This window comes from Pristimantibacillus sp. PTI5, from assembly GCF_048572955.1.
Taxonomy (GTDB): domain Bacteria; phylum Bacillota; class Bacilli; order Paenibacillales; family Paenibacillaceae; genus Pristimantibacillus.
In genome coordinates, this window is sequence record NZ_CP183886.1 from 1,844,342 (window position 1) to 1,870,370 (window position 26,029).

The following is a 26,029-nucleotide window of genomic DNA, read 5'->3' on the forward strand; positions in this document are numbered from 1 at the left end:
ATCAATCAGCGCTGCAAAAGCTTGCCGCTGCTCTCACGCTCTTGCAGCCTCGTCGGCAGGACAATCTTCTTCGCGATTTCCCGCTTCGCAGCCAATCGATCCGCCAGAAGCTCGACCGCCGTCTCGCCCATATGCTCCATATGGACCTTTACCGTCGTGAGCGGCGGCTGCAAAAAGGCCGAGATCGCAATATCGTTGTAGCCCACAATCGAAATATCATGCGGTACCCTCAGCTTCGCTTCATGAAGCGCCCGGAGCGCACCGACCGCCATCGAATCGTTTTCGATAAAAAATGCCGTTGGCAGTTTTTTTTCGGCTATCGCTTTTTTCATCAGCTTATAGCCTTCTTCGGAATATAAATTATCGCCCGTAAATATTAGCTCGGCATTGAACAGCAACTCAGCTGAAAGCCGCTCCGTGAAAACCAGCTCGCGCTCATCGCGTACGCGCTTATTGTTCACGAAGTTATGACCGCCTATATAGCCGATCGACGTATGTCCGAGTCCAAGGAGGTAATCAATGACTTCCGAAACGGACTTCCGCAAATCGATGACGACCGAATCAAATCGGTTATCGTCAGGAGACGAATCGACGAACACGATATTTTCAAAGCCTTCGGGAAAACGGTCCAGGTCCTCTTTCTCGAAGCGTCCGATCGCGATCATGCCGTCAAACGAGTCGCCCGTCCAGTCCTTTCCGACCGATTCTCCCTGTACGTACAGCTTAACCAGATCCATTTGCCGCTGAAAGCATTCCCGCTCGATTCCGAGCCGGATCGCCAAATAATACGGATCAAGCATTTCTTCTTGATCGGAATACCAATTGACGAGCCCAACCCGGTAGCGATCTTTGACCGCTATGCCGTTACGTTGGCGCAACGTCTTGTAATTCATATCCTGCGCGATTTCAAATATGCGTTTGCGCGTGTCATCCGCGACCGATATGCCCGGATCATAGTTAAGCACCCTTGATACGGTTGCGATCGACACCTTTGCTTTTTGTGCGATATCTTTAATCGTAGCCATATTCCCGTTCCTTCCTGCTAGCAGCGGCTGCGCTATGCAAGAGCCAAAGCGCAGCTTCAGCGCCCTCGTTACTTTCAATATGCCAGATTTCTTGTTCCATGACAATAGAATGAAAGGGGATGAGTAAAATTATACTAGTTTTTTACTAAAAATAAATAGAATTTTACTCCAGCATTTAAATGAACTCCTATTTCCCCCTAAAAAAAAGCTGCCCCTTAGGTGATTAACCTGAAGAGCAGCCTTGCCAGAATCTATTATTCATGCTTTAAATGCTGGAGCGTCAGCAAAAAGATTTGTTCCACATGATCGTCGTCAAGCGAGTAAAATACCGTCTTCCCGACCTTTCTCCGCTTTACGATACGCATGTTCCGCAGCAGCCGCAGCTGATGGGACACCGCGGATTGACCCATGGAGAGCACCTCGGTCAGGTCGTGAACGCAGAGCTCTGACTGGACGAGCGCATGAATCATCTTCACCCGCGTCGGATCGCCCAGCGCCTTGAATAGATCTGCCAGCTGGGCAGCGGTTGTCTCCGGAATCAATTTGCTTTTTATGTTCTCTATGTTTACCTCCGAGCCTGCGCATGAATCATCGCATGCCGCGGCAACGTGATTTTCCATTTTCATCCCACCAACCCTATTTGTCCTAAACCACATTATAACATGTTTTAGCGGAAGGGGGAGAACCTGCTGCGCTGCTTGGGCTATGCCGAGCTAGGCTAGATCCGAGCGAGATCTCGGCTAGAGCTACGTTAGAGTTATACTATAGCTCTGCTGGAGATATGCTAGAGCTACAAGAGCTCTGCTAGAGATATGCTAGAGCTATACAAGAACTATGCTAGAGAGAGCTGCCCGAGCTGCGCCAGCTCTATACAAGAGCTACACTAGAGCTGGTCAGAATTCCCTGCCATGCAAACCGGTAGCTGCCTGAACCGGCTTCTATCGCCAGGCCATCCGCCTTGGCATGTACAGCAATGATTCCCGCTGCTTCCCTGAGCGCGGCGCCGCTCTCGGTAACCTCGGATTCCGCCGCTGTATCCGGCAGCCGAATATGCGCAGCCGTATTCGACGGGATGGTCACATCCAGCGTAAAGGCTCCGTTATCTGTTTTGCTCCATTTGGAGCGGACGGTCCCGTATAAGGTTTCCATGCTGCCCTCCGCCCATGTCAATCCCTCGCCTGGCTGCGGCGCAATGACAATCCGCTTGTAGCCCGGTGCCTCCTCTACCGTTTGAATGCCCGCTGCCGTGCGGTACATCCAGTCGCCAATGGCGCCGTACGCATAGTGATTGAACGAGTTCATATCCTTGCTCCAGAAGCTTCCGTCCTCCTTTATGCCGTCCCAATGCTCCCAAATGGTCGTTGCGCCCTTCGTCACCGGGTAAAGCCAGGACGGGTAGGTCTGCTGCAGCAGCAGCTTATAAGCTGCCTCGTTCTGGCCGTAAGCGCTGAGCACATGGTTTAAATAAGGCGTGCCCACAAAGCCGGTCGTTAGATGGAAATCATTTTGCTTCAGCAGCTCTGACAGCTTCAAGATCGCCCGTTTCTCGGCAGCCTCATCCAGCAAACCGAACATCAGCGCAAGCACTTGAGCCGTTTGCGTCGGAACAGCAAGCCTTCCCGATGCCGTTACGAATTCCTCGCGGAATGCGGCTGCGATCTGATCGTAAAGCTGTTGATATTCCGCCTCGTCCTCTGATTTATTCAGGATCGCCGCCGCCTTCCGGACCAGCGATACCGAATACGCATAAAAGGCCGTCGCGATGAAATCACGGTCCGTTGCTCCTACGTAATCGCCGGATTTGGCATCGAGACCGAGCCAGTCGCCAAAGTGAAAGCCCGTATTCCATAAAAACTCGTTTTCTCCCTGCTGCCGAATATACGAAACCCATGCCGTCATACTGTCATATTGCTGTTCCAAAATCCGTTTGTCCCCATAACAAACATAAAGGGTCCAAGGACAAATAACCGCCGCGTCGCCCCAGGCCGCCGAGGAGTGCTCCTGTCCTTTCAATACATCAGGAACAACGAAGGGAATGCTGCCATCCGCGCCTTGATCCGACTCCAAATCGCGCAGCCACTTGGTGAAAAAGGGGGCAACGTTCGTTAAATAAGCAGCAGTCTGAATGAACATTTGCGCATCGCCTGTCCAGCCAAGACGCTCATCCCTCTGCGGGCAATCAGTCGGCACGTCAAGGAAGTTGCCCTTCAAGCCCCATTTGATATTGTGCTGCAGCTGATTGACGAGCGGCTCCGAGCATGCGAAATGTCCGGTTTCCTCCATATCCGAATGCAGCACTACGCCTGTAAAATCCTCTAGCTCCAGCTTCTCCGGGAATCCGAGCAGCTGCACGTAACGGAAGCCCTGAAAGGTAAAGCGCGGCTCATACGTTTCACGCTCTCCGCCCTTCAACACGTAGCGGATGCATTGCTTGGCCGCGCGCAAATTCTCGGTATAGAAATTGCCCTCTTGATCCAAAACCTCGGCGTGCAGCAGCGTTACCTCCGTGCCTGCCGATCCCTGAACCTCGAATTGAACCCAGCCGACCATGTTCTGGCCAAAATCAAGCACACGCTCCCCCTTCGGAGTAGTGAATAGGGCAATCGGCTTTAAGCGCTCCTGCTTGCGCACGGGCTCATTGATCTGCGGCCTCAGCATCTCTTTCCCATGCTCGATCACAACGGCCGGCTGCCAGCCTTCCCCGTTTTCTTCATCATAAGCGGCCGTACTCCAGCCCTTCCGCTCAAGGCGCGCATCGTAGGTTTCTCCGTGATAAATCTCCGACAGCTGAATCGGACTGACCGCCGCCGACCAGCTGTCATCCGTAACGATCAGCTCCTCCGTGCCATCCGTATAAACGACCCGCAGCTGCAGCATCAGCGCCAATTGCCCGCCATATAAGCAGCGCTGGTTGCTCCATGCCAAATTCCCTTTGTACCAACCGCTGCCAAGCCAGGCGCCTATCGCATTTCCCCCCGCCTCGAGCAGCTCTGTCACATCGTAGGTCTGCGTCTGCAAGGTGTGGTTGTAGCTGGTCCAGCCAGGCGTAAAATAACTGTCGCCCACCCGTCGGCCATTCAGCTCCAGCTCATAGAGTCCCAGTGCCGTCGCATAAAGCCGCGCTTCCTTCACCGTGCCTGCCAGCGTGAAGCTCTTTCTCAGCAGCGGAGAAGGCTCCGCTTCGACAGGCAGCAGCGCAAGCGGCGCAGCAATCCATTCCGCCGACCATTCTTCCGGGCTGAGCACTCCCATTTCCCAAAAGGCTGTCTCCGACCACGGCGACTGCTCCCCCTTTTGATTCCAAGCCCGAACGCGATAGTAATAACGCTTACATGATTCCGCAAGAAAGGCCTCCAGCTCCACAAGCACCGATTGATCGGAATCCGTCCGTCCTGATTTCCAAATGACGGATGCAAATTCCGCATCGCCGGCAATCTCGATTTCATAGGCGGTCTGGCTTACCCCGCGCTCGCCCGATTGCAGTCTCCAGCTAATCCTTGGTCTTGCTGCACCGATTCCTATCGGATTTTCCTGATACTCGCAGCGCAGCCCTGTAATCTCGAACATGCTCTATTCCTCCTATAGTTCGTTTATGCTCTTGCACTTTATTGCTTCCAGCTTGTGCCCGCGTGATATTTCGAGTGTTCGCCTTCCTTGCCTCATGCCTTTCCTCTATAATTATAAGAAAGCTGATTTTATTATTTACTGGCAAAATGGACAAAAGCATGAGGCAATCCGGACATTTTTGCAGGTAGCAGAAAATTTTCCCATAGGGAGTGCGCTGCATGAACTATCCCGTCGAAACGTACCGCGGCGAGCACTTTTTTCAAAAGAACCAGCTGCTGTACATCAATCGCGCCATCGAAAGCATTATGAGTCCCTACCATGACCACGATTTTCTCGAATGCGTGTATATTGCGGAAGGAACGGGCTATCATCACATCGGGGATCAAGTGCATAAGGTGAATAAAGGGCAGGTGTTTTTTATTCCCATCGGTATTTCGCATGTGTTCCGGCCGCCTGCCGCAAGCAAAAAGAGCAGCCCTTTGAGCGTGCTCAACTGCGTCTTTTCTCCGCTGCTGCTGCATAAGCTTAGTGCATTCGCTTCGGATTACCGTATCGTGCAGCTTATGAACGATATGGAGAACGGGCATTGCGCCTATTATTCCTGCATGGATACGAATGACGAATTCGAGAAGCTGTTCCGGGCGATGCACCGCGAATATGAGCTCCCGCGGACCGGCTCATCGGATTATCTGCATTCCCTGCTGCTGCAGCTGCTCGTTACGCTTCAGCGCTCGATGGAGCACGACAGCCCGGCACAGGCTGCGCCGCAGACGGCTTTCCATATGCTGCTGAACGACCTCGAGCAGCATTACGACCAGGAGCTGACGCTTGCTAAGCTCGCCGAGGCAAGCGGCTGGAGCGAGCGCCATCTGCAGCGTCTCTTTCTGCAGCATACGAAGCAAAGCTTTTACCGCTACCTGCAAAATGTACGCATTCAAAAAAGCCAAGAGCTGCTTCGCGGCTCTTCGCTCAAAATCAGTGCCATCGCCGAGATGGTCGGCTATAAAGACATTCATTCTTTTAACGCCTTATTCAAAAGATGCACGGGCATGACGCCCAGCGTTTACCGCAAGGAAATAAGGCTTGCCGGCATGCTGAATTGATAGGAGGTTCTATGCCAACATGTTTACGCTGAAAGAAAAGCTTTATCTGCTCCAATTGCTTAAGCAGCAAAACCGGAAGCGGATATTCGGGTTCGGCAAAAAAGACCCGTCACATGAACGGCTCCTAGAAAAGCTGGAGCAAATGGTACGCAATGAACAGGTTAACCGCGAACAATTATAATAGACTGCCTACTTTCGCAACTAGACATCGTCAGTCACAGGAGGATTTATGACAGGAAAGACCCATTTGGCCATTGGAGCCGCCGTCGGCGCTGCCGCTTCCGTTTATTATCCCTTTACCTTGGAGAACGCCGCCATATACATTGCGGTAGCAGGCTTCTCCGCCTTAAGCGCCGATCTCGACGGTCCCAGCATGCTAAGCGCCAAGCTCAGCAAGATTTCCAGGCTTATCCGCGAGCTTACGCTCTGGTCCGGCTTCCTGCTTGCAGGCATCATTTGCTATTATTTTTTCACCGACCGCACGCCGTCCCCTTTGTACATCGGCGTTGCCGCTGCCGTCTTCCTGCTGGGCCTGGTCGCCAAACAAGGCGTCATTCGAAATGTGCTTGCCAGCGCCGTCGGCGTTATCGTCATGTATGCCGGGTATTCCTACCAGATGAACTGGCTTATCGGCTTCGGGCTGTTTGCCGCTTGGGTGCCGTGGCTGAAGCATCGCGGCATGACCCATACGGTTTGGGCTGTCCCGATTTGGGGAGCGATCGGCTGGGGACTGGAAAACCAGCTTCAGCTCGAAGGGATCGCAATCGTTGCCATGCTCGGTTATTTATCCCATCTCGTAGCGGATACCCTTACGCCGAGCGGCGTGAAATGGCTTTATCCGCTGACGAAAAAATCGTTTAAAATCCGGCTGTAAGCGGGGCTATCAGACCGCATAGTAAATAAGCGCAAGCGTGAGACTGCACGGTCTCTGCTTGCGCCTTTTTTTGGTCCTCCGACCGTTAACTAAATGCCGAAGGCGGATACCGATGCTTCGTCGCCTGCTCGTATCCGTACGCAAGCTTAATTAGCGTCGGCTCACTGAAGGCGGTGCCGATAAAGGAAATCCCCAGCGGTCCCCTGGTTGTATAACCGCCCGGAGACGTGGTCCCCTGCTCTGCATAGCCACCGGGAACCGTGATGACAGGATAGCCCGCCCTTGCGGCAAGATCGTCGCCGCCCTCGTTGCCGAGGAAAAGGAGCGCGTCCAATCGATGCAACTCCAAAGCAACGTCAATGCCATGCTTTCCAGCCAGCTCTTTATTTCTGCGCAGGCTTTCCGTGTATTCCGGCTCCATCAGCGTTCCGCTCGTCTCCTCTGACCAAACCAGTGTGCCTTGACCGTATTTCAAAGCGGCTTCAGCATACCTTTCATTGAAGGCAATCAGCTCCTGCAGCGAATGAACGGGTACCGATTCATCCAACTTTGCCAAATAATCATTCAGGTATTTTTTGAATTCATACCGCAGCACAAGCCAGTCCCAATCCACCTGCTCGCACGGCAGCTCCACCGGATCAATAATAGCGGCGCCTAATTTCTTCAAATCTGCTATAGCGCGTTCGATAACCGCTAACCGCTCCTCGTCTAAATCTTTATAATAAAAGCGCGGAATCCCGATTCGGGCTTGCTTCAAATCGCTTGCATCCAAGAAAGGAGTGTAGTCTCGGTGCGCTTGCTTCTCCCCCGCCGCAGTTGCTTCGTCCTGCTCATCCGCTCCTGCTATCGCGCCAAGGAGAATGGCTGCGTCCGTTACCGTTCTCGCCATTGGCCCAGCCGTGTCTTGACTGTTCGTAATCGGGATAATGCCCGCTCGGCTGACTAACCCAATCGTAGGCTTGATGCCCACCAGCGCTGTCTGGCTTGCCGGGCTGATAATCGAGCCGGAGGTTTCCGTTCCGATTGCGGCCGCCCCCAGATTAGCAGCAACCGCTGCAGCTGACCCTGAGCTTGAACCGCCGATGAACAGCTCTCCCGGACCGTAAGGATTGAGCGTCAGCCCCCCTCTGGAGCTGTATCCCGCCCACATCGACCCAGACATAAAGTTTGCCCACTCGGTCATATTGGTTTTTCCAAGTATTACGGCTCCAGCGGCACGCAGCCTGGCAGCCACGGTAGAATCTTCCGCAGCGTATGAGTTGGCCAGCGCCAACGAGCCTGCGCTTGTGTGGAGCTTATCCCCCGTATCGATATTATCCTTGAGCATAATCGGAATGCCATGCAATCTCCCTCGGCTTCCGGTCTCGTTCCGTTCCTTATCCAAAGCCTTAGCGATCTCCATCGCTTCCGGATTGATTTCCAGTAGGGAACAAAGCTGCGAGTCATATCTACTGATTCTCTCCAAGTACAGCGCGACCAGTTCTTCCGAGGTCAGCCACCCCTCTTCCATAGCGGTTTGCATGCCCGGAATGTCGGCTTCAATTATCCATTTTTTCTTATTTATATTCATTAATTGTCCCCCCGTCCTGCCTCGTTCTCTTCCCATCCTATCCCGCGCGGGGAGACCTGTCACCGTAATGAATAAGTATAGCCAAACTTTCCGGGCTGGCTCCATCGGCGCTTCGCGTGTTTATCCGTCATTTCAATTAATGGGAAAAGCCATAATTCGATCACTCCACAGGATAGGCCTGCGACAGCTCGTCCCATTTCAATTAGAATGACGCGAAAGGGGGTCGAACGGATTGGCGACTTATTCTCCCAATCCGCTCGGAACTACTGTTAGAACCTCTCGGATACAACCTTTGCTTGCGTGAAGAGCAGCAAATAATCGCGTCCTCCTGCTTTCGAATCCGTACCCGACATATTAAAGCCGCCAAAAGGATGGACGCCGACCAAAGCGCCCGTGCACTTCCGGTTCAAATAGAGATTACCCACATGGAATTGCTCGCGGGCCTGCTCCAACCGGCTGCGGTTCCGCGAGATGACCGCGCCCGTTAAGCCGTATTCGGTATTGTTCGCAATATCAAGCGCCGCATCGAAGTTGTCGGCTTTGATAAAGGCTAAGACGGGTCCGAATATTTCTTCCTGGGAAATGCGCGCGTAAGGGGCTACATCCCTGACAATCGTCGGCTCAATAAAATAACCGCTGCTGTCTCCGATTATTCCTCCATGCACGATTACGCCTTCGCTGCGCCCAACCTCGATATATTTTAAAATACTCATATAGGCGCGTTCATCAATGACCGGCCCCACATCGGTGCTTTGCTCGTTCGCCTTTCCAAGCTTAAGCTGCTTCGTTCTTTCCACAACCTTCTCGATAACCTCTTCATAGACAAGCTCATGCACCACTGCCCGCGAGCAGGCGGAGCATTTCTGGCCGGCATAACCGAAGGCCGAGGCCGTAATCGCATCCGCGGCAAGATCAAGATCCGCATCCTCATCTACGATAATCGTATCCTTGCCGCCCATTTCCGCTACGATCCGTTTGATCCACCTCTGATCCTGCTGGCTGATGGATGCCTTCTCGTTAATGCGCAAACCGATCTCCCGGGAGCCCGTAAAGCAGATAAAACGGGTTAACGGATGCTCCACCAGAAAATCGCCCACCTCGCTGCCCGCTCCCGGCAGAAAGTTCACGACGCCGTCCGGCAGTCCCGCAGCTTCCAACAGCTCGATGAACTTGGCTGCAATGACGGCGGTAGCGCTGGCAGGCTTCAACACCACGGTATTGCCGGCAACAACGGCCGCCATCGTCATGCCCGCAAGGATGGCAAGCGGAAAGTTCCAGGGCGGGATAATGACGCCCACTCCGAGCGGAATATAGACAAGCTCATTATCTTCGCCGGTTAACGGCACGAGTGGCTGGCGCTCCGAAAGCCGTTCCATTTCCCGGCCGTAAAATTCCAGAAAATCGATCGCTTCGGCCGTATCCCCGTCCGCCTCGGCCCAGCTTTTGCCCGCTTCGTACACCAGCCATGCAGAGAATTCATGCTTGCGCCGTCTCAGCAAAGCTGCCGCCTTGTATAGCACCCTGGCTCTAGCCGGAGGCGCTACTTTCTTCCAGTCCTCAAAAGCAGCAGCCGCCGCGAGCACGGCCTTATGCGCGAAATTCGTGTCTGCTTGAGAGACAATCCCCACGATCTGCTTCACGTTGGAAGGATTAATCGATTTGCGCTTTTGTATCGTTTCGATACGGTCAGCCCCGATCTTCAGCATATACTCACGGCCCAGCTCCAGCTCCACCTTGCGAAGCGCCTCCTGGAAATCGTTGATATGGTCGGTTACGTTGAAATCGGTAAAAGGTTCGTTCTGAAATGGCTCCCTCATAGGCGTATCCCTCCTATCCATCCGTATCGATTCATCTTCTACAATATCTGCTCGCCAAGCAGCGAACCGATCAGCTCTACCGCCAGCTTTGCCGTCTGATCATTATGGTCGAGGCTTGGATTGACTTCCACGAACTCCGCCGAGGTAACAATATCCGATTGGAACAACAGCTCCAGCGCAAGATGGGCTTCGCGATAGCTGAGACCTCCCCGGACGGGCGTCCCCGTGCCCGGCGCTTCAAGCGGATCAAGGCTGTCGATATCGAAGCTGACATGCACGCCGTCCGTCGTCTGTTTCATCTGTCTCATCACTTTCTCCATCACGCGCGCAATGCCCAGCCGGTCGATGTCATGCATCGTATAACAAGTAATGCCCAGCGAGCGAATATATGCCTTTTCGCCGGAATCGAGCGATCTGGCGCCGACAATCGCGACATGCTCCGGCCTTATTTTGGGCAGGATGCCTCTCAGGCTCGTTAACAGCTTGATCCCACGACCGAGGCTGATGCCCAGCGACATGCCATGAATATTGCCGGAAGGGCTGGTATCCTCCGTATTCAAATCGGAATGAGCATCAAACCAAATGACCCCTAAGTTCGAATAATGCTCCGCCAGTCCCGCAATCGTTCCGATCGAGATGCTGTGATCGCCGCCAAGAACCAACGGGAATGCGCCCTCGTCGACGATTTCCGATATGCGGTCCGCCAGCCTGCTGCTCATGTCCAGCACCTCAGACAAATGTTTGGCATTCTCAGATTTAAGCGGCGGCAACGGCGAGGCCTGACTGATTTCTCCAGCCAGCCGGTATGGAATATTCAGCTCCGCCAGCTTACCGGCCAGCGCTGCCGCATGCAGAATATGCGCTGGACCAAGCTCCGCTCCGGGTGTGCCCGCGCCTTTTCCAAAAGGAACCGCAACGATCGCAACCTCTTGAATGGCCATAGCCGTCACTCCCCTGCCAAAGCATTGTTTTGGAAGACCGTCTGAATCCGTTCGAATGCCCAATCGATCTCATCCGTCGTTATCGTGAGCGGAGGCGCCAGGCGGATGACGAACTCATGCGTCTCCTTGCAAAGCAGCCCTGCCAGCATCAGCTTCTCGCAATAGGCCCTTGCAGGCACGGACAGCTCGATTGCAATAAACAGGCCCCGTCCCCTAACTTCAATGATGTCCGGATGCCGAAGCATAGCCAGCTTAATCATGAAATAACTCCCGAGCGTGAGTGAGCGGTCCGCAAGCTCTTCCTCCTCGATGACTTGAAGCGATGCGAGGGCAACGGCGCAGCTCAGCGGGTTGCCTCCGAAGGTAGAGCCGTGCGAGCCTGGGTCAAATACGTCCATGATGCCCGCATCCGCCGCGATCGCCGATACGGGCATCACGCCTCCGCCGAGGGCCTTGCCCATAATGTAAATGTCAGGGAAGACACTCTCCCAGTCGCAAGCAAATTTGCGCCCTGTGCGCCCAAAGCCCGTTTGGATCTCATCTGCCACGAGCAGCAGCTGCTGCTCCTCGCACAGCTTCGCAGCCGCTGCAAGAAATCCATTCGGCGGAATCCGTATGCCTGCTTCCCCTTGGATCGGCTCAATCAGTATCGCAGCCGTATTCGGCTGGATAGCCGCTTTTAATGCTGCGATATCTCCGTAAGGAACGATCCGAAATCCCGGCGTAAAGGGACCGAATCCCTGCCGGTAAGCCTCGCTGGAGGAGAACGAGGTAACCGTCAGCGTCCGGCCGTGAAAATTCCCTTCAAAAACGATGATCTCCGCTTGATCCTCCGGTATGCTCTTGACGCTGTACGCCCATCGCCTTACGGCCTTTATCGCCGTCTCGACCGCCTCTGCCCCCGTATTCATTGGGAGAATGCGTTCCTTGCCGGTATACGCGGCGAGCTTCTCGCAGAAAACGCCCAAAGCTACATTATGAAAGGCGCGCGACGTAAGGGTAACCTTATCGGCCTGCTCCTTTAACGCTTGGATAATGCGGGGATGGCGATGCCCTTGATTCAATGCAGAGTAAGCGCTCAGCATATCCATGTAACGTGCGCCTTCCGGATCCTGCACCCATACGCCCTCTGCGCTGCTAATGACAATCGGCAGGGGATGATAATTATGGGCGCCGTATTGCTCTGCCAGCTCAATATCCTTCTGTGCCCTATTCATCACCTGCTCCTTTCTGCATGCCTTGCAAAAAATAGCCGTTTTTGAATTTTATGCGGTTAAGTGGTGACAAATAACAAAGGGGAGCAAGGGAGTGCTAGAAAGTAACATTTCTCTTGTGCAAAAACAAATGCTTGCTTTAATATAAAGCGGGGGGATTTTACTACATGAAAAATAAAAAAGTTTTTTTCACGCTGCTCATTAGTCAGATTTTGTTCGGGCTCTTTACGTTGGTTTGGTTATTTGTTGCGTTAATGTCCGTGATGATGTTCGATAATCCCGGCACCGAAAATGTGTTTTGGCCTGTTTTACTCTTTATTGTCAACTGGCTTTATCCCGTGGCGCTTATTTTGTCCATCATCGTCAGCTGGGTGCTGTACCGCTACGATAAAATGAAAACAGCGGTCATCATCGCAATGATTCCGCTGCTTTGGGTGCTGGCTATTGGCGGTTTTATGCTCTATGCCAACTTTAGCTAAGTAATGGCGGTTCCCAAGGATAAACGGCAGCCGCAGCCTTAACTATTCTTATTTTCCAAAAAACGCTTCCAGCCCTGCTCCATATTATCTTGCACCCACCGTAAGTGATACTGATCCTCATATTGCCTGAACGGGCACTCTATGCAAAGAATAAGATCCAAATACAGATCGTAGAGTGCCCTGCGGTTTTGCTGCTCCGCTGTAAGCTTCCCTATCCCGTAACCTTCCAGAAACGCCGTTGACCGATTGAAATGGCTAAAATAATGCTCCATCAGCGGATCGCCCCAAAGCGCCCGCTCGAAATCAATAATGCCTGAAATGTTCCCATCCTTAATAAAGACGTTGCCGTCCCATAAGTCCCAGTGGATCAGCCTTGGTTCCGTGACTTCATCCAGCGCCCCAAATCTAAGCGCTGCCTCGGTACGGATCACGTCGTAGTCCGCCGGCAAGCGAACCCCCTCGCGTTCACCGTCGGCAAGCACGCCCAGCAGCAAGCTTTGGAACGTTTCTCTCCAGGAGGAGCTCCCCTCGGCAGCCGCGTATAACCCAAACCGTTCCCCGCGGATCTCGTTTAATTGGCGGTTATACACGCCAAGCTGATAATCGATTTGCTTTCGCTGGTCCTCCGTAAGCCCCTCCTTCACCTTATTGTAGGGTTCGCCCTCCAGCATCTCCATAATGAAATACTCGCAATCGACAAGCGATTCAGTGGCATCATGGGCATACACGGCAGGAACAGGCAAGTCACTAGCTTCCTTCACAAGCCGCAGAACGCCTACCTCCGTTTGCATAAGCCCCTGCTCGTAGCTCATCATCTTCGTATTCGACGCGGGAGCCGCTTTTATAATGACCGCTCCGCCGTCCTCCAGAATGACTTGATAAGCCGCGTTAGCCCAGCCGTCCGTCAGCTCCTTCACGGAAGCTGCGGCTTTACCTAAATTTTTCTTTGTAATCGCTGTCATTTCATGGTCCGAGAACTTCCTCTTCATTGCGCTTTCCATCGTAAATCAGCTCCCATTATGGATGTTATTGCTGCAAAGGCAAGCTATCGCCATAGAGCCGGCTGCCGGCCCTATTAGCGAAGCTGCGTTCATCGTTATGTACGGGCTAATCATTGAACGAACGGTCTTTTATTCTTAGGGTTTATCAAAATGCTCTTTACAGAACGCAAGCACCATTTTCTCTTCTTCCTCTTCCAGTTCAAAATCAATATATTTATTCGTGGAAGTTGTCAAAAATTCATATTTGGCGATCTTGGCCGTGTCCCCGTCTATGACATAAATGACGCGAAGCGTGACACCCTCTTCCTGATATAGCTCATCATCCTCTTCTACAGCCAGATCGAGTATGAATTCGTACCTCGTTCCGCTCAAAATGCCAAAAGGATCCTTCATTAATTCAGCGCTGTACTCGGTTATAGTAAACATTTGATTCGCTCCTTCTTGATCTAGTATAACAAAACAAAAGCAGCCCGAAACTTGAAAAACAAGCTTCAGACTGCTGTTTTTGTGTTGACGAACGGCATCAGCCAATCCGTTTCTTACAGGCTGCTTAGCGTTTCTGTAAGAACAGGTACGATTTGCGATTTACGGGATACAACGCCCTTCAATAGCGCTTTGTTATCAGACAAAGTTACGTTGTAAGCTTTCTCAACAGCCGAAGCTTGCGCGCCGAGCGCAAGAGCAACGGAATCATTGTTAAGAATATCCGTTACTACCAGCAAGAAAAGGTCAAGACCTTTCGTTGCGATAATATCGTTAAGAGCTGCTTCCAGCTCAGCTTGGCGGGAAATAACATCGTTTGTATCTACCGCGTTTACTTGCGCGATTTCAACTTTGTAGCTGCCCATCGAGAATTCTTTCGCATCAAGGGAGATCAGCTGCGCAATCGTTTTGTCGCTTAGGTCTGCGCCTGCTTTAAGCATGTCCAGTCCGTAGCTTTCTGCGTTAACGCCAGCGATTTCAGCAAGCTCGCGAGCAGCCGCAACGTCTTGGTCCGTGCAAGTCGGCGATTTGAACAGCAAGGAATCGGAAATAATTGCAGACAGCATAAGGCCGGCAATTTCTTTGCGGATTTCTACGCCGTTTTCTTTGTACAATTTATTCAAAATCGTCGCTGTGCAGCCTACAGGCTCAGCGCGGAAGTAAAGCGGAGCGCTTGTCTCGAAATTAGCAATGCGGTGGTGGTCGATAACCTCAAGCACTTGTACTCTATCGATATCGTTCGCGCTTTGCTGGCGTTCGTTATGGTCAACCAAAATAACAGTATCCGTCTCGTCAGCCACGTTCTCGATCAAACGAGGTGCCGCGATGCCGAAATAATCAAGTGCGTATTGCGTTTCGCCGTTAACGTCTCCAAGGCGAATCGCCTCAACGTCAGCACCTAGCTTTGTTTTCAGCTCAGCGTAAGCAATAGCTGATGTAATTGTGTCGGTATCCGGGTTTTTGTGCCCGAAAATAAGCGTTTTAGTCATTTCGAGTACTCCTTAAAGGTTATTTGTCGGATGAGCCTAACAGTCGTTAGCAGCCCGTATCCTTTTATTGATTATATACTAAAAACCATTATAACTTTAAGTGTTCCTTATTCCTATACCTTTACACCGGATTAAATTATAAAATTTGTGAATAATGATCCGCTAGACTATAAAACACAGCGTATATAAATATTCAACCCGTTCATTTCTCGCAATTCATTCAACTGTCCTCGGAGCTTGGTATAATATTCGGTTTCACCTGCAGCTGTGCTGAGTTCGGCATAAGCCTCCAAATCCACCAGTTTTGCCGCATTCTCGGCAACTAGCTGCGCCTGTGCACCCAGTGACGTTTCAACCAACCCCGTCGACAATCGGTAAATAGTCATACCAAGTATGACTCCTGCGAGCAAAATTAAACTGGAGAAAAATAATACCATTCTCGTTAACAAGCGATTCAACTAAAATTCTGCTGGTGCAGGTGTTGGTTCCGAAGATTAAGCCTCGTCAAATAAAAAAGCCGTCTTGACTAGGCACAACACCTTCTAAGACAGCTTCCCTTGCAAAATACTTCTAATAGATCTGCTCAAGCTCCCATTCGCCGGCAAGCAAGCGTGCATTCGGCAGCGGCAGCTTCAAAGCCTGAATGGCTTCTTCCAAATAATCCGCGTCGTATTTAATTTCTTCGTTGCGGACAAACAATCCGCCTTCCAGCCGGGCATTCTCTTGCTTCAGCAGCTTTAGCGTACTGATATCCTTCTCGTACAAGGCGGCGTCCCATCTCACCTTCTTCACGACGCGAGTGATCAGGTCAGCTGGAATTCCTTTCATTTGTGCGATGATTTGAGCCGCACGGGAAGGCTCCTTGCGCAGAAGTTCATGCACGCGAAGATGTGCTTTTAGATAGGCAATTACAACCTCCCGGTTCTCGCCTACCCAGCTCTCATCCGCCACAATACCGGTCAAATAGTCATCTTCAAGCTCTTCTTGAAACAATACCTGCCCCGTACCGTGATACTGCACCAAGCTGAGGTAAGGCTCCACCAAAACGCTGCACTCCACTTGACTATGGACAATGCCCGCCATCGTTGTACCCATATCCTGATGCATGATTTGATTAGGACTGCCTCCGACTGCGCTGAGGAGCTTCGATAAGCGATAGCCGGAGCTGGACTGGGCAACGGTGCGCATCTTGAGCTTGGATATATCGGATACCTCCCGAATATGGATGCCTTTGCGCACGACTAACGAAATGCCATGCCCGCGGGACGACTTTCCATCAAAGGCGAGCAATATGGATTGGAATGCGGGCAGCAGCTGCGCAAACGAGCTACTGAGCGCGATCGGGTAATCCCCCAGCGAAGCGATTTGAACATGCCCGCCGATCATTCCCTTAACGAGCTCTGGTCCATTAGCGGCATCAACCCATCTCACGTCTCCGATTCGATCAGGCAAAATCCGCCCCAGCTCCTCTTCAAACCATCCGAGCTCCTTCATAATAGCAGCGGTCCATACATGCGCATAGCCGCTTTGGTAACCTATCGTTATCGTCCGGGATGGATGGAAATTCAGTTGAGCGGCTGCCTCGGACACGGATACCGCCGGCTGCGGAATCCCCGAGGAATGCTGCTTGATCCATCGTTCTAATTCCGCTTTATCGATTAATATTTCTTTTCCCAGTTTGGTGAAGGGCAGACATTTCTGCTTGCGCCATCTGTCGAACGTAGAGCGGCTGACGCCGAGCATGTCGATTGCCTCGTGTATAGAGAGTAGATTTAATCGCTTCTCGATCATTGAAATCTCTCCTTCTCTGCCATTCCAAAGCCTTCATCGTCATTCATTGCCATTCATGGTCATTCATCGTCATTTCATTGACAACTTGCTTGGATGGATCATATAGTCAATTATAGGAATTAATTCACAGTAAGTCTATAGGATTTTGAGGTTTATTATAAAAGGGAGGTTTATCCAATGAAAGTATCCTTAAAAAAGACCATTCATCTCGCGCTCATCCTGCTCTTAGCTTCCGCTGTTCTGCTTTCCGCATGCGGCAAAGAAGAAGCTGCTCCGGTCAGCGCAGCCGGCGACGGGCAGCCCGAGGTATCCGAGCTCCGTTATCAAGGCTGGACCGGCTCCGTTTCCTTTCCTGAGCTGGCCGAGGATCTAGGTTATTTGGCGCCCCTAAAGCTGAAATATATCGGCAACACCATAAGCGGTCCCCAGGATATTCAGTCGGTCGTAACGGGAGATACCGACTTCGGCGGCGCATTTAACGGGGCTATCGTTAAGTTGATCGCTGCCAAAGCCGAGATTACCTCTGTTCTCGCCTATTACGGCTCAGACGAGAGCACCTGGACCGGCTATTACGCGCTGGACGACAGCCCTATCAAGACGGCTAGGGATTTAATCGGCAAAAAAGTAGGCATGAACACGCTGGGCGGGCATCATGAGGCCGTCATTAAAGAATACCTGTACCGCGCCGGACTTACGCTCGATGAAATCAAACAAGTGACGCTCGTCGTCGTACCTCCGGTCTCAACTGAACAAGCGCTGCGCGATAAACAGATTGACATCGCTTCGCTTGGAGGAATACTGCGTGATAAAGCATTGGAGCGCGGCGGCATTCATCCCTTATTCAAGGACACCGATCTATTTGGCGTCTTCAGCGCAGGCAGCTACGTGCTTTCCAATAAATTCATAAAGAAGAATCCGAATGCCACGCGATTATTTGTCGAAGCGACAGCCAAAGCCATTGAATGGGCGCGCGTTACGCCGACCGAAGAGGTCGTAGCCCGCTATGAATCCATCATTAATAAGCGCGGCAGGAAAGAAGACGCTTCTTCCGTCAAATATTGGCGCAGTACAGGCGTCGCCGGCAAAGGCGGCCTGATATCCGATAAGGAATTCGATACTTGGATTAATTGGTTCGAAGCGGAAGGCTCGCTTAAGAAGGGGCAAGTTAAAGCAGCGGATCTGTATACGAATGAATTCAGTCCTTACCTGAATGAAAGCAAATAATCCATTCCAAGGGAGAGATTGCGCATGACAGCCAAAATTAGCATTCAGCATGTTCAAAAATCTTTTCGCATCAAAAGGAATCTCGGCCATCTCGCCGAAAACACGCAGCCGATCTCCGCTTTGCAGGACATTAATCTCGATGTAAAGCAGGGGGAATTCATGGTTATCGTCGGGCCAAGCGGATGCGGCAAATCCACCCTGCTTGATCTGCTCGCCGGCTTAACAAAGCCTAACAGCGGCCAGATTCTGCTCGATAACAAAGCCATTACCGGACCCAATTTAGACAGGGGAATCGTGTTCCAGCAGTATGCTTTGTTCCCTTGGAAAACGACGCTCGAGAATGTCGAGTTCGGCTTGGAAGCCAAAGGCGTCGCCCGCAAGGAGCGCCGTGAAATCGCTCAGCAGCATATCGCTTTGGTCGGCCTTGCCGGCTTTGAAAACCGTTATCCGCATGAGCTTTCCGGCGGCATGAAGCAGCGGGTCGCCATTGCCAGAAGCCTCGCCTACGATCCGGAGGTGCTGCTTATGGATGAACCGTTCGCTGCGCTGGATGCCCAAACGCGGGAAACGCTTCAAAGTGAGCTGCTGCGCATCTGGGAAGCCACGAAAAAAACAATTATTTTCATCACGCATGGCATAGAAGAAGCTGTTTATTTGGGACAGCGGGTGGCTGTAATGACCTCGCGGCCCGGGCGAATCAAAAAAATAATTACAGTCCCCTTCGAGGCTCGCACAAGCGAAGAGGATTTACGCGCTAAGCCTGAATTCGTAAAGCTCCGCCATGAAATATGGGATCTGCTCAAGGATGAGGTAAGCAGGGCCCAGGAACAGGAAAAGACAAAAACCTTAAACAGCTTCTCTAACGGTAAATCTACATTGAAAGAGGTGGCCGGCGATGGCTAACGGAAGCATAGGGGAAACAGTTATTTTACGCGAGAACAAAACTACGGAAGCCGTGGAATGGTCCTTGGCTAAACTGCGGAAAGCGTTCAAATTCTCGATCGTTATCGTATCGCTGCTTGTATTTTGGGAAATTGCCCCTCGAATCGGGCTTGTTAATGTCACGTTCTTTCCTCCGCTTACAGAAGTGCTTCAAGCGTGGTGGCAGCTGTTCATTTCCGGAGATCTCGCGGAGCATTTGATTGCCAGCCTGCTCAGATCCGGAGGCGGCTTCCTGCTTGCAATCGCCATCAGCATACCCCTTGGACTGGCGATTGGCTGGTGGAAGCCGGTTGCGGAATATTTGAACCCTTTGCTGGAGCTTATGCGGAATACAGCCGTCTTGGCGCTCCTCCCTGTATTCATCCTGCTGCTGGGCCTTGGTGAAACCTCTAAAATCGCCATCGTCCTGTATGCGTGCTCCTTTCCGCTTCTGCTCAACACCGTCAGCGGCGTCAAAAACGTTGATCCGCTCTTGATCAAGTCGGCGCGGTCGATGGGCCTGACCTCGATCCGTTTATTTTACAAGGTCATCATTCCCGCTGCGCTGCCAACGATCTTTGTCGGTATTCGCCAAGCAGGTGCCAGCTCCATCTTGGTACTGGTCGCGGCTGAGATGGTCGGCGCGCAATCCGGACTTGGCTATTTCATTCAATACGCGCAATTTAATTTTCAAATTCCGAGCATGTATGCAGGCATTATAACGATTTCCTTCATAGGCGTGGTTGTGAATTATTTGTTGGTTGCATTGGAGAAACGTTTGACGAGATGGAAACAAACCTATAGCGAATAGAAGGGTGCGATCAATATGAGTCAATCTAAGAGGCAGCTGCATTTGAATTTATTTATTATGAACGCGGGTCATCACGAGGCAGCTTGGAGGCATCAAGGAACGGAGCCGCAAAATATTACAGATATTGAGTACTTCGCACGGCTGGCCAAAACGGCCGAGGACGCGAAATTCGATTCGCTTTTTCTGGCCGATGGTCTCGCTATCAACAATAATATCAAGCATGGCGCTTTTGTCGGGCTTGAGCCATTTACGCTATTGTCCGCGCTAGCCTCGGTGACCAAGCGTATCGGACTTATCGGTACCGTGTCGACCACCTACAATGAACCGTTTCATGTTGCGCGCAAATTCGCTTCGCTCGATCATATCAGCAAAGGCAGGGCAGGCTGGAATATCGTCACCTCTGGAAGCGCGGTCGAGGCGAATAATTTCAACAAGGACTCCCATTTGGAACACGGCAAGCGTTACGAACGAGCGAATGAGTTCCTGCAAGTAACGACCGGCTTATGGGACAGCTGGGAGGATGACGCCCTCGTTATTGACCGTGAATCGGGAACCTTTGCCAACCATCATAAGGTTCGCAGCATTAACCATGTAGGCGACTCCTTCAAGGTTCGCGGACCGCTTAACATTCCGAGATCTCCGCAGGGCTATCCCGTGCTCGTGCAAGCCGGCTCCTCCGAGGACGGCAAGGAGTTCGCCGCGCAATATGCGGAAGCGATCTTCACCGCGCAGCAAACGCTGCTGGAGGCGCAGCTTTTCTATTCCGACGTCAAAGCACGCTTGGCCAAATACGGACGCTCGCCGGAGCAGCTGCTAATCCTGCCCGGCATATGCCCGATCATCGGCAGCACCGAGTCGGAAGCAAAGGAAAAAGAACAGGAACTAAACGAGCTGACGGTCATTGATTACGGATTGACCCAGCTGTCCAATATGCTGAACGTTGATTTATACACCTATCCGCTCGACGGCAAGCTCCCTGAGCTGCCCCGCCTCGAAGAAATAAACGGAAACAAAAGCCGTTTTCAGCTAGTCGTTGATTTGGCGACGCGCGAGGATTTGACGATTCGCCAACTGCTCCACCGCCTTGCAGGCGGACGCGGGCACCGTACCTTCGCGGGAACGGCTGTGCAAATTGCTGACCAGCTCGAGGAATGGTTCGTAAACGGCGGCAGCGACGGCTTTAACGTTATGCCTCCTTATCTGCCGGCGGGCCTTGAGGAGTTTGCGGAGCAGGTCATTCCTGAGCTGCAGCGACGCGGTCTATTCCGGACGGATTACGACGGCCATACGCTTCGCGAGCATTTTGGGCTGAAGCGGCCGGTTAATCCATACTCGGCTGCTTCGACCTCCGGCGCGGCTGGAGCAGCGGTGGCTGCAAACTCATAAAGCAGCTTGCCGCCAGCTAGCCTTGAAGCCAACGCGGGTAAGAGCTGACTGAGCAGAAACGCCGCTGTTACGCCCGGCGCTGACATCTAACGCTAGATGCTACTCGACAAATGTGTGCCGCGAACGCAGCACACATTTTGTCGAGTGAATTACGCAGCAGCCTCCGCATTCCTCAGCTACAGTGTAGTTTGTGCAACAGAAATCGTTCTGCAGCACCGCTATCCAGCCTACGATGTAGTTTGTACATCAGAATCTTCGGATCCGCGCAGTTTTCCGGGTAGAAGGCTATTTCTGATGTACTTTCTGCAGCGTAGCTTCTCCAGTAAAGCCCCATGTAAGGTTTCTGTTGTACTTTCTGCAGTGTAGCTAACGCCCGGAGCTGTAGACGCTGACAAAACGAAGAAGGTGACTATAAGACAAATGGCTACATAAGGCCTTATTGGGACACCTTCTTTTTATGGAGTTTGCACTTTATTTAAATCCCCATCATCGCCTGAAATGCAGCAACCAGATAAAAGATTAGCAGTCCCAGAAAGGCAGCTGCATACGAAACATTCAATAGAAATAGGTAACGGAATCTAGATTTAACAACAAACTTCGCTTATATTGCTTTATGGCCATACCAGCTCCTAAACAGGATAATAGAAAACAAACAACCATGGTGATGATTAAACTTACAATTAGCAGCTTCATGCCTGGTGTTATTCTATCTGTGACAATACGGTTAGATTCTATAGTAAAAGTAAGAATAGTAAGAGCCAAAACACCCCAACATACTGCTCCAAACCAAGCTATCATACGATTTTTTCGCAACAGAGATCCCCTTCGCCTTCGTAACTTACTATCTAATTTGCTTCCTCACGATTAAACAGCCTAAGATCATAGCATACAAAAACATCCGGAATCTTCCAACAGAAGATTCGGAGGTTTTTTGTTTACTACCTGCAGCTTTGTATATTTCCTATTCTATGACTCTCTTACCTACGCCCTAAAACCTTTCAAAAACTGAACAGCCTTGCTAATATCTGCCTCCGGAGACGTGCCAACCTCGCGTTCGATCGTCAAATAGCCGGTGTAGCCGATTTCTTGCAGCGCCCTCAGGTACGCCGGCCAGTCTACGCCGCCATCGCCAAGCGGGACTTCGCGGAATGCCGAACCTGATTCGGCCATTACGGCAATTTGCTCATGGTCCAGCGTAACCTCGTACCCATAGTCCCCGTAAACGTCGCGCGGATCGACAGGCCCAAGCTTCAAGCCGTCCTTGGCATGCGTATGAACGATATAATCTTTCAGCGTATAAACGCCCTGTACGGGATCATCGCCTGTCACCATGACCATATTGGCCGGATCGAAGTTCACGGCGACCCCTTTGGTGCCGAGTCCGTCAAGGAATGATTTTAAATGCGCCGAGGTCTCCGGGCCTGTCTCGATGGCAAAATAACCATTCATGTCATTCGCGAAGCGCGCCAGCTCCTCGCAGGCCGTATGCATCGTCTCGTATACACGGCCGTTTTTGTCGCTAGGCACAATCCCGATATGCGTCGTAATAATATTTGTTCCAAGCTCCATGCCGAGCTCCATGATCCGCTTTGACTTATCGATCTTTTCGCGGTTTTGGGCAGGGTCCTGAAAGCCGTGGCCGCCTAAGTCGCCGACCAAAGCAGAAATATCAAGGCCGAGCCCGTTGATATAAGATTTCCATTCCTTTCTCGCTGCCGCCGAGAGGTTAGCCGGATCAAGCTCGCCGTGCACCGCGTACATTTGCACGCCATCCGCTCCGACCTGCTGTGCTTTCAGCAAGCCTTCCTTCACGCCAACCTGAAAGCTATCCACGATAACGCCAATTTTATTCGTTATGATAGGCAAAGTCATACCCGCATCGCTCCTCCGATTATAGTTCGTTCCATACCCGCTTTACGAATTCAAAGCCCAGTCTTGTTCCAAGACGGCAATCCTCCAAGCCTTCAAACTCAATGGAAATAAAATCATCGTAGCCGCTGTCCTTCACAAGGCCAAGCACCTGAGGGATCGCGATATCGCCGTGCCCGACAATTGCGCCGCGCAGCCAGTTGCCGCTTTTCGACTTAAACCAGCCTTCGCCTGGGTTATCCGTAGCCGGACGGTAGTAAAAGTCTTTGATATGCACCATGGAAGCCAAGCCGATATTATTTAAAACCGCAGCATAGGGATTTTCGTCTACGCAAAGGAAGTTTCCGATATCAAGCGTCGTTTTAAAATTCGGACGGTCAACTACCTCAATAAGAGCCTGTACGCGGTCGCTGTCCTGAATATAATAGCCGTGATTTTCAACGCTTGTCGTAATGCCGTGCGGCGCCGCGTAGTCCGCTATGATTTGGCATGCTTTTGCTAACCTCGGAAGCTCCATGAGGAAGTTAGAAATCGATAGGTTCTGCGACGATGCCACGTCATGGCGCATTTTCTTCACGCCAAGCGCAGCAGCGATATCGACTTCACGCTTCAAACGTTCAATTTCCTGCTCAAATTGCTCATCATCCAGGCCGGAAAAGTTTGCGCCTACTGCATAGTTAGACAACTCGATGCCGCTTTTCTGCGCCTGCTTCTTAATTTCTTCGATCAGCTCCGGGTTTTCCGTTAGGTTAAAGCCTAAAGGCACAATTTCAGCATGTTCCGCACCAAGGGAAGCGATAAACACGATAACATCCTGAATGGTCATTTCTCCGCGCTGGAGAGCGCCGTATAAGCTATATGTGCTAATTCCTAATTTCATAGACGCACTTCCGCCCCTTTCGCTGCCGACTCGTAAATGCCGACCAATATTTTCATGATTTCAACGCCGTCCTCAACGGGGCTGATCGGCTGCTTGCCGCTTGAAACACAGTCAATGAAATGGTTAATTTCATTTTGGAAAGCCCCGCTAAAATTAAAACCTTTGTTGTCCGTCTGCGGATAGATGTTCAAAATCGTGTCATTCTGCTCCGTTACGATAACCGTTTCCGGATCGATCTCGAAGCCGCCTTTTTCCCCGTAAAGCTTCACGGCCGTTTCATCCGATTTCGCATGCAGCGTGAAGCTGACATCGACAAGAAGCGAAGCGCCGTTCTCAAAACGGATCAAGGCGTTAGCCATATCCTCTACCGTATTTTTAGACGCATCATAATCCGCTGCTTGATAGAAGCTTAAATTTTTCACATTTGAACGGTTGCCCAGCTTATGGTATGTATTGGCGCTAACGGATACCGGCTTTGGACGACCCATCATGTACCAGCAAAGATCGATGACATGCACGCCGATATCAATGAGCGGCCCGCCGCCCGAGCGTTCAATGTCGGAGAACCAGCCGCCCGGATTACCCAGTCGTCTTAGCGTCGAGGCTTTGGCAAAATAAATCTCGCCGAATTCACCGCGGTCAGCCATTGCTCGCAGCAGCTGCGCATTCGTGTCATAACGGCGAACGAAGCCGACCTGCAGCAGCTTGCCTGATTTTTCTACCGCTTCCTGCACTTTAAGCGCATCCTCGACGGTTTTGCACAGCGGCTTCTCCACGAGCACATGCTTGCCCGCGTGAAGTGCGGCAATGCTGATCTCGGCATGAGTATTGTTCCATGTACAGATACTCACCGCATCGATGGCGGGATCTGCAAGCAGCTCGCGGTAATCCGTATAAACCTTCTCTGCGCCGTACTTCTCAGCCGCGGCTTGGGCCCGCTCCGCATTCAAATCGCATACCGCGTATAAGGATGCATTTGGATTTTTCTTATAGGCATCTAGATGCAATGATGAGATAGAGCCTGTTCCAATAACCGCGATTTGTATCGGTTTCATTGCTAATCTCTCCTTTAGTATCGTATGGTAGGTTTTGCGTGTCTATACTTTCGTATTATAATGGTTTCAATATGTAACTCCATGCAAAGCTGTGCGGTTTGTTTGTACAATTGTGCTATTAATAGAGAGGAGGCCAACCAGATGGAGAAATTCGAGTCGCTCCGTGAGCCCATGGATATGCCCGATCCACATTTTCCGATCAAAGTGCACCGCAGCACCTTTGATGAGCAGGGTGTGGTCATTTTTCCGCATCATTTCCATGAGCATCTTGAGTTTCTGTATATCGTTACCGGGAAAGCCTCTATAGAGTGCGGTTCTACAACGATTACAGCATCCGCGGGAGACTTAATCGTCGTGAACAGCAATGAACTTCATTACGGCACGAGCCTCTCCCCGAATTTGTATTACTATGCGCTCATCGCTGACATTTCATTGCTCCACAGCCAATCCGTGGACGCCGCCGAAACCAAATTCATTACGCCAATCACGCAGAACCGGCTGCTGCTCCAAAATTATATAGGCGATGACAGCAAGGTATCCTCCTGCATGCTCGCCATCGTTAATGAGCTCGAGCAGCGAGAGTTTGGCTTTGAACTGGCCATCAAGTCGGAGCTGTACCGGCTGCTGACCCTTTTGCTGCGCGGCCATGTCGCTACCGTACTCACGCAAGACGAATATGCCGAGCGAATAAAAAATATCGAGCGCTTTGCGCCAGTTTTCCAGCATATTGAGCAGCATTACAAAGAGGAGCTTTCCGTCGACCGATTGGCCGGCATGGCTAATTTAAGCCGTTACCATTTCAGCCGTTTGTTCAAAGAGCTGAGCGGCCATACCGTCACGGAATACATCACGACGACCCGCATTGGAAAAGCGGATTATCTGCTGCGCCACAGTCCATTGACTGTATCGGAAGTTGCCGCAGCGACGGGCTTTAACGATATCTATTACTTCAGCCGCACCTTCAAAAAACACAAAAAAGTTTCCCCGTCATCGCTCCGGGGAAACTAATTTTTTTATCCTATCACTTTA

Annotated in this window: 24 protein-coding genes; 9 read left to right on the forward strand and 15 right to left on the reverse strand. The window is 51.5% G+C overall.

Features of this window, described 5'->3' with window-relative positions; translation table 11 throughout:
- Positions 1-5: 5 nt before the first annotated feature.
- The 3 genes from ACN6MW_RS08220 to ACN6MW_RS08230 form a co-directional block, all read right to left on the reverse strand.
- Positions 6-1,025 carry a LacI family DNA-binding transcriptional regulator gene (locus ACN6MW_RS08220; protein ID WP_419875029.1) on the reverse strand — a complete coding sequence of 340 codons (1,020 nt, stop codon included), beginning with the start codon at positions 1,023-1,025 and terminating at the stop codon, positions 6-8.
- Positions 1,026-1,279: 254 nt separating this feature from the next.
- Complete coding sequence (locus tag ACN6MW_RS08225) at positions 1,280-1,645, reverse strand: ArsR/SmtB family transcription factor (protein ID WP_419875030.1); 366 nt, start codon at positions 1,643-1,645, stop codon at positions 1,280-1,282.
- Between the two features lie 247 nt (positions 1,646-1,892).
- Positions 1,893-4,592 (reverse strand): family 78 glycoside hydrolase catalytic domain, encoded by a 2,700-nt coding sequence (locus tag ACN6MW_RS08230; protein ID WP_419875031.1) that lies wholly within the window; start codon positions 4,590-4,592, stop codon positions 1,893-1,895.
- A gap of 218 nt (positions 4,593-4,810) precedes the next feature.
- Here ACN6MW_RS08230 and ACN6MW_RS08235 point away from each other — a divergent pair, with 218 nt between their 5' ends.
- The 3 genes from ACN6MW_RS08235 to ACN6MW_RS08245 are packed head-to-tail and all read left to right on the forward strand — an operon-like array spanning position 4,811 to position 6,569.
- Positions 4,811-5,695 (forward strand): helix-turn-helix domain-containing protein, encoded by an 885-nt coding sequence (locus ACN6MW_RS08235; RefSeq protein WP_419875032.1) that lies wholly within the window; start codon positions 4,811-4,813, stop codon positions 5,693-5,695.
- A 19-nt stretch (positions 5,696-5,714) separates the two neighbouring features.
- On the forward strand, positions 5,715-5,876 hold the full coding sequence (locus ACN6MW_RS08240) for a hypothetical protein (RefSeq protein WP_419875033.1): 162 nt from the start codon (positions 5,715-5,717) through the stop codon (positions 5,874-5,876).
- Positions 5,877-5,924: 48 nt separating this feature from the next.
- Positions 5,925-6,569, forward strand: a complete 645-nt coding sequence (locus ACN6MW_RS08245) for a metal-dependent hydrolase (protein WP_364145714.1) — start codon at positions 5,925-5,927, stop codon at positions 6,567-6,569.
- Between the two features lie 85 nt (positions 6,570-6,654).
- Here ACN6MW_RS08245 and ACN6MW_RS08250 read toward each other — a convergent pair whose 3' ends face one another.
- The 4 genes from ACN6MW_RS08250 to ACN6MW_RS08265 form a co-directional block, all read right to left on the reverse strand.
- The gene (locus tag ACN6MW_RS08250; RefSeq protein WP_419875034.1) at positions 6,655-8,139 is read right to left on the reverse strand and encodes an amidase family protein; all 1,485 of its coding nucleotides are present in this window, start codon (positions 8,137-8,139) and stop codon (positions 6,655-6,657) included.
- A gap of 269 nt (positions 8,140-8,408) precedes the next feature.
- On the reverse strand, positions 8,409-9,956 hold the full coding sequence (gene pruA / locus ACN6MW_RS08255; RefSeq protein ID WP_419875035.1) for an L-glutamate gamma-semialdehyde dehydrogenase: 1,548 nt from the start codon (positions 9,954-9,956) through the stop codon (positions 8,409-8,411).
- 38 nt (positions 9,957-9,994) lie between these two features.
- Entirely contained in the window at positions 9,995-10,897 is a 903-nt protein-coding gene (rocF, locus tag ACN6MW_RS08260) for an arginase (RefSeq protein WP_419875036.1), read from the reverse strand.
- 5 nt (positions 10,898-10,902) lie between these two features.
- Complete coding sequence (locus ACN6MW_RS08265; RefSeq protein ID WP_419875037.1) at positions 10,903-12,114, reverse strand: ornithine--oxo-acid transaminase; 1,212 nt, start codon at positions 12,112-12,114, stop codon at positions 10,903-10,905.
- A gap of 164 nt (positions 12,115-12,278) precedes the next feature.
- Between ACN6MW_RS08265 and ACN6MW_RS08270 the strand changes: the two genes are divergently transcribed.
- Positions 12,279-12,590, forward strand: coding sequence for a hypothetical protein (locus ACN6MW_RS08270; protein ID WP_419875038.1), 312 nt, complete (start codon positions 12,279-12,281; stop codon positions 12,588-12,590).
- A gap of 38 nt (positions 12,591-12,628) precedes the next feature.
- Here ACN6MW_RS08270 and ACN6MW_RS08275 read toward each other — a convergent pair whose 3' ends face one another.
- The 5 genes from ACN6MW_RS08275 to ACN6MW_RS08295 all read right to left on the reverse strand — a co-directional run bounded on the left by ACN6MW_RS08275 (position 12,629) and on the right by ACN6MW_RS08295 (position 16,854).
- Complete coding sequence (locus ACN6MW_RS08275; RefSeq protein WP_419875039.1) at positions 12,629-13,591, reverse strand: phosphotransferase family protein; 963 nt, start codon at positions 13,589-13,591, stop codon at positions 12,629-12,631.
- Positions 13,592-13,726: 135 nt separating this feature from the next.
- A complete protein-coding gene (locus ACN6MW_RS08280) occupies positions 13,727-14,017 on the reverse strand; it encodes a DUF6509 family protein (RefSeq protein WP_419875040.1) in 291 nt (96 codons plus the stop codon).
- A 113-nt stretch (positions 14,018-14,130) separates the two neighbouring features.
- The gene (locus ACN6MW_RS08285; RefSeq protein WP_364145701.1) at positions 14,131-15,063 is read right to left on the reverse strand and encodes a manganese-dependent inorganic pyrophosphatase; all 933 of its coding nucleotides are present in this window, start codon (positions 15,061-15,063) and stop codon (positions 14,131-14,133) included.
- A 167-nt stretch (positions 15,064-15,230) separates the two neighbouring features.
- On the reverse strand, positions 15,231-15,449 hold the full coding sequence (locus tag ACN6MW_RS08290; protein ID WP_419875041.1) for a hypothetical protein: 219 nt from the start codon (positions 15,447-15,449) through the stop codon (positions 15,231-15,233).
- Positions 15,450-15,633: 184 nt separating this feature from the next.
- Entirely contained in the window at positions 15,634-16,854 is a 1,221-nt protein-coding gene (locus tag ACN6MW_RS08295; RefSeq protein WP_419875042.1) for a helix-turn-helix domain-containing protein, read from the reverse strand.
- A 177-nt stretch (positions 16,855-17,031) separates the two neighbouring features.
- On the opposite strand from ACN6MW_RS08295, the gene ACN6MW_RS08300 reads away from it, so the two are divergent.
- The 4 genes from ACN6MW_RS08300 to ACN6MW_RS08315 are packed head-to-tail and all read left to right on the forward strand — an operon-like array spanning position 17,032 to position 21,196.
- Positions 17,032-18,078, forward strand: coding sequence for an ABC transporter substrate-binding protein (locus ACN6MW_RS08300; RefSeq protein WP_419875043.1), 1,047 nt, complete (start codon positions 17,032-17,034; stop codon positions 18,076-18,078).
- A 24-nt stretch (positions 18,079-18,102) separates the two neighbouring features.
- Positions 18,103-18,981 (forward strand): ABC transporter ATP-binding protein, encoded by an 879-nt coding sequence (locus tag ACN6MW_RS08305; RefSeq protein WP_419875044.1) that lies wholly within the window; start codon positions 18,103-18,105, stop codon positions 18,979-18,981.
- Positions 18,974-19,810 (forward strand): ABC transporter permease, encoded by an 837-nt coding sequence (locus tag ACN6MW_RS08310; RefSeq protein WP_419875045.1) that lies wholly within the window; start codon positions 18,974-18,976, stop codon positions 19,808-19,810. The genes ACN6MW_RS08305 and ACN6MW_RS08310 overlap by 8 nt, the downstream gene beginning before the upstream one ends.
- Positions 19,811-19,825: 15 nt before the next feature.
- Positions 19,826-21,196, forward strand: a complete 1,371-nt coding sequence (locus tag ACN6MW_RS08315) for an LLM class flavin-dependent oxidoreductase (RefSeq protein ID WP_419875046.1) — start codon at positions 19,826-19,828, stop codon at positions 21,194-21,196.
- Between the two features lie 981 nt (positions 21,197-22,177).
- On the opposite strand, the gene ACN6MW_RS08320 is transcribed toward ACN6MW_RS08315, so the two are convergent.
- The 3 genes from ACN6MW_RS08320 to ACN6MW_RS08330 are packed head-to-tail and all read right to left on the reverse strand — an operon-like array spanning position 22,178 to position 25,000.
- Positions 22,178-23,068 carry a sugar phosphate isomerase/epimerase family protein gene (locus ACN6MW_RS08320; RefSeq protein ID WP_419875047.1) on the reverse strand — a complete coding sequence of 297 codons (891 nt, stop codon included), beginning with the start codon at positions 23,066-23,068 and terminating at the stop codon, positions 22,178-22,180.
- A 19-nt stretch (positions 23,069-23,087) separates the two neighbouring features.
- Positions 23,088-23,945 (reverse strand): sugar phosphate isomerase/epimerase family protein, encoded by an 858-nt coding sequence (locus tag ACN6MW_RS08325; protein WP_419875048.1) that lies wholly within the window; start codon positions 23,943-23,945, stop codon positions 23,088-23,090.
- A complete protein-coding gene (locus tag ACN6MW_RS08330; RefSeq protein ID WP_419875049.1) occupies positions 23,942-25,000 on the reverse strand; it encodes a Gfo/Idh/MocA family protein in 1,059 nt (352 codons plus the stop codon). Before ACN6MW_RS08330 ends, ACN6MW_RS08325 begins: the two co-directional genes overlap by 4 nt.
- A 141-nt stretch (positions 25,001-25,141) precedes the next feature.
- Here ACN6MW_RS08330 and ACN6MW_RS08335 point away from each other — a divergent pair, with 141 nt between their 5' ends.
- Positions 25,142-26,008: a helix-turn-helix domain-containing protein gene (locus tag ACN6MW_RS08335; protein WP_419875050.1), complete on the forward strand. Its 867-nt coding sequence runs from the start codon at positions 25,142-25,144 to the stop codon at positions 26,006-26,008.
- Positions 26,009-26,029 lie beyond the last annotated feature (21 nt).

Bases quoted from the DNA above. Each gene is read 5' to 3' on its own strand.
- ACN6MW_RS08220 (WP_419875029.1), bottom strand. From the start codon at position 1,025: ATGGCTACGATTAAAGATATCGCACAAAAAGCAAAGGTGTCGATCGCA.
- ACN6MW_RS08225 (WP_419875030.1), bottom strand. From the start codon at position 1,645: ATGGAAAATCACGTTGCCGCGGCATGCGATGATTCATGCGCAGGCTCG.
- ACN6MW_RS08230 (WP_419875031.1), bottom strand. From the start codon at position 4,592: ATGTTCGAGATTACAGGGCTGCGCTGCGAGTATCAGGAAAATCCGATA.
- ACN6MW_RS08235 (WP_419875032.1), top strand. From the start codon at position 4,811: ATGAACTATCCCGTCGAAACGTACCGCGGCGAGCACTTTTTTCAAAAG.
- ACN6MW_RS08240 (WP_419875033.1), top strand. From the start codon at position 5,715: ATGTTTACGCTGAAAGAAAAGCTTTATCTGCTCCAATTGCTTAAGCAG.
- ACN6MW_RS08245 (WP_364145714.1), top strand. From the start codon at position 5,925: ATGACAGGAAAGACCCATTTGGCCATTGGAGCCGCCGTCGGCGCTGCC.
- ACN6MW_RS08250 (WP_419875034.1), bottom strand. From the start codon at position 8,139: ATGAATATAAATAAGAAAAAATGGATAATTGAAGCCGACATTCCGGGC.
- pruA (WP_419875035.1), bottom strand. From the start codon at position 9,956: ATGAGGGAGCCATTTCAGAACGAACCTTTTACCGATTTCAACGTAACC.
- rocF (WP_419875036.1), bottom strand. From the start codon at position 10,897: ATGGCCATTCAAGAGGTTGCGATCGTTGCGGTTCCTTTTGGAAAAGGC.
- ACN6MW_RS08265 (WP_419875037.1), bottom strand. From the start codon at position 12,114: ATGAATAGGGCACAGAAGGATATTGAGCTGGCAGAGCAATACGGCGCC.
- ACN6MW_RS08270 (WP_419875038.1), top strand. From the start codon at position 12,279: ATGAAAAATAAAAAAGTTTTTTTCACGCTGCTCATTAGTCAGATTTTG.
- ACN6MW_RS08275 (WP_419875039.1), bottom strand. From the start codon at position 13,591: ATGGAAAGCGCAATGAAGAGGAAGTTCTCGGACCATGAAATGACAGCG.
- ACN6MW_RS08280 (WP_419875040.1), bottom strand. From the start codon at position 14,017: ATGTTTACTATAACCGAGTACAGCGCTGAATTAATGAAGGATCCTTTT.
- ACN6MW_RS08285 (WP_364145701.1), bottom strand. From the start codon at position 15,063: ATGACTAAAACGCTTATTTTCGGGCACAAAAACCCGGATACCGACACA.
- ACN6MW_RS08290 (WP_419875041.1), bottom strand. From the start codon at position 15,449: ATGACTATTTACCGATTGTCGACGGGGTTGGTTGAAACGTCACTGGGT.
- ACN6MW_RS08295 (WP_419875042.1), bottom strand. From the start codon at position 16,854: ATGATCGAGAAGCGATTAAATCTACTCTCTATACACGAGGCAATCGAC.
- ACN6MW_RS08300 (WP_419875043.1), top strand. From the start codon at position 17,032: ATGAAAGTATCCTTAAAAAAGACCATTCATCTCGCGCTCATCCTGCTC.
- ACN6MW_RS08305 (WP_419875044.1), top strand. From the start codon at position 18,103: ATGACAGCCAAAATTAGCATTCAGCATGTTCAAAAATCTTTTCGCATC.
- ACN6MW_RS08310 (WP_419875045.1), top strand. From the start codon at position 18,974: ATGGCTAACGGAAGCATAGGGGAAACAGTTATTTTACGCGAGAACAAA.
- ACN6MW_RS08315 (WP_419875046.1), top strand. From the start codon at position 19,826: ATGAGTCAATCTAAGAGGCAGCTGCATTTGAATTTATTTATTATGAAC.
- ACN6MW_RS08320 (WP_419875047.1), bottom strand. From the start codon at position 23,068: ATGACTTTGCCTATCATAACGAATAAAATTGGCGTTATCGTGGATAGC.
- ACN6MW_RS08325 (WP_419875048.1), bottom strand. From the start codon at position 23,945: ATGAAATTAGGAATTAGCACATATAGCTTATACGGCGCTCTCCAGCGC.
- ACN6MW_RS08330 (WP_419875049.1), bottom strand. From the start codon at position 25,000: ATGAAACCGATACAAATCGCGGTTATTGGAACAGGCTCTATCTCATCA.
- ACN6MW_RS08335 (WP_419875050.1), top strand. From the start codon at position 25,142: ATGGAGAAATTCGAGTCGCTCCGTGAGCCCATGGATATGCCCGATCCA.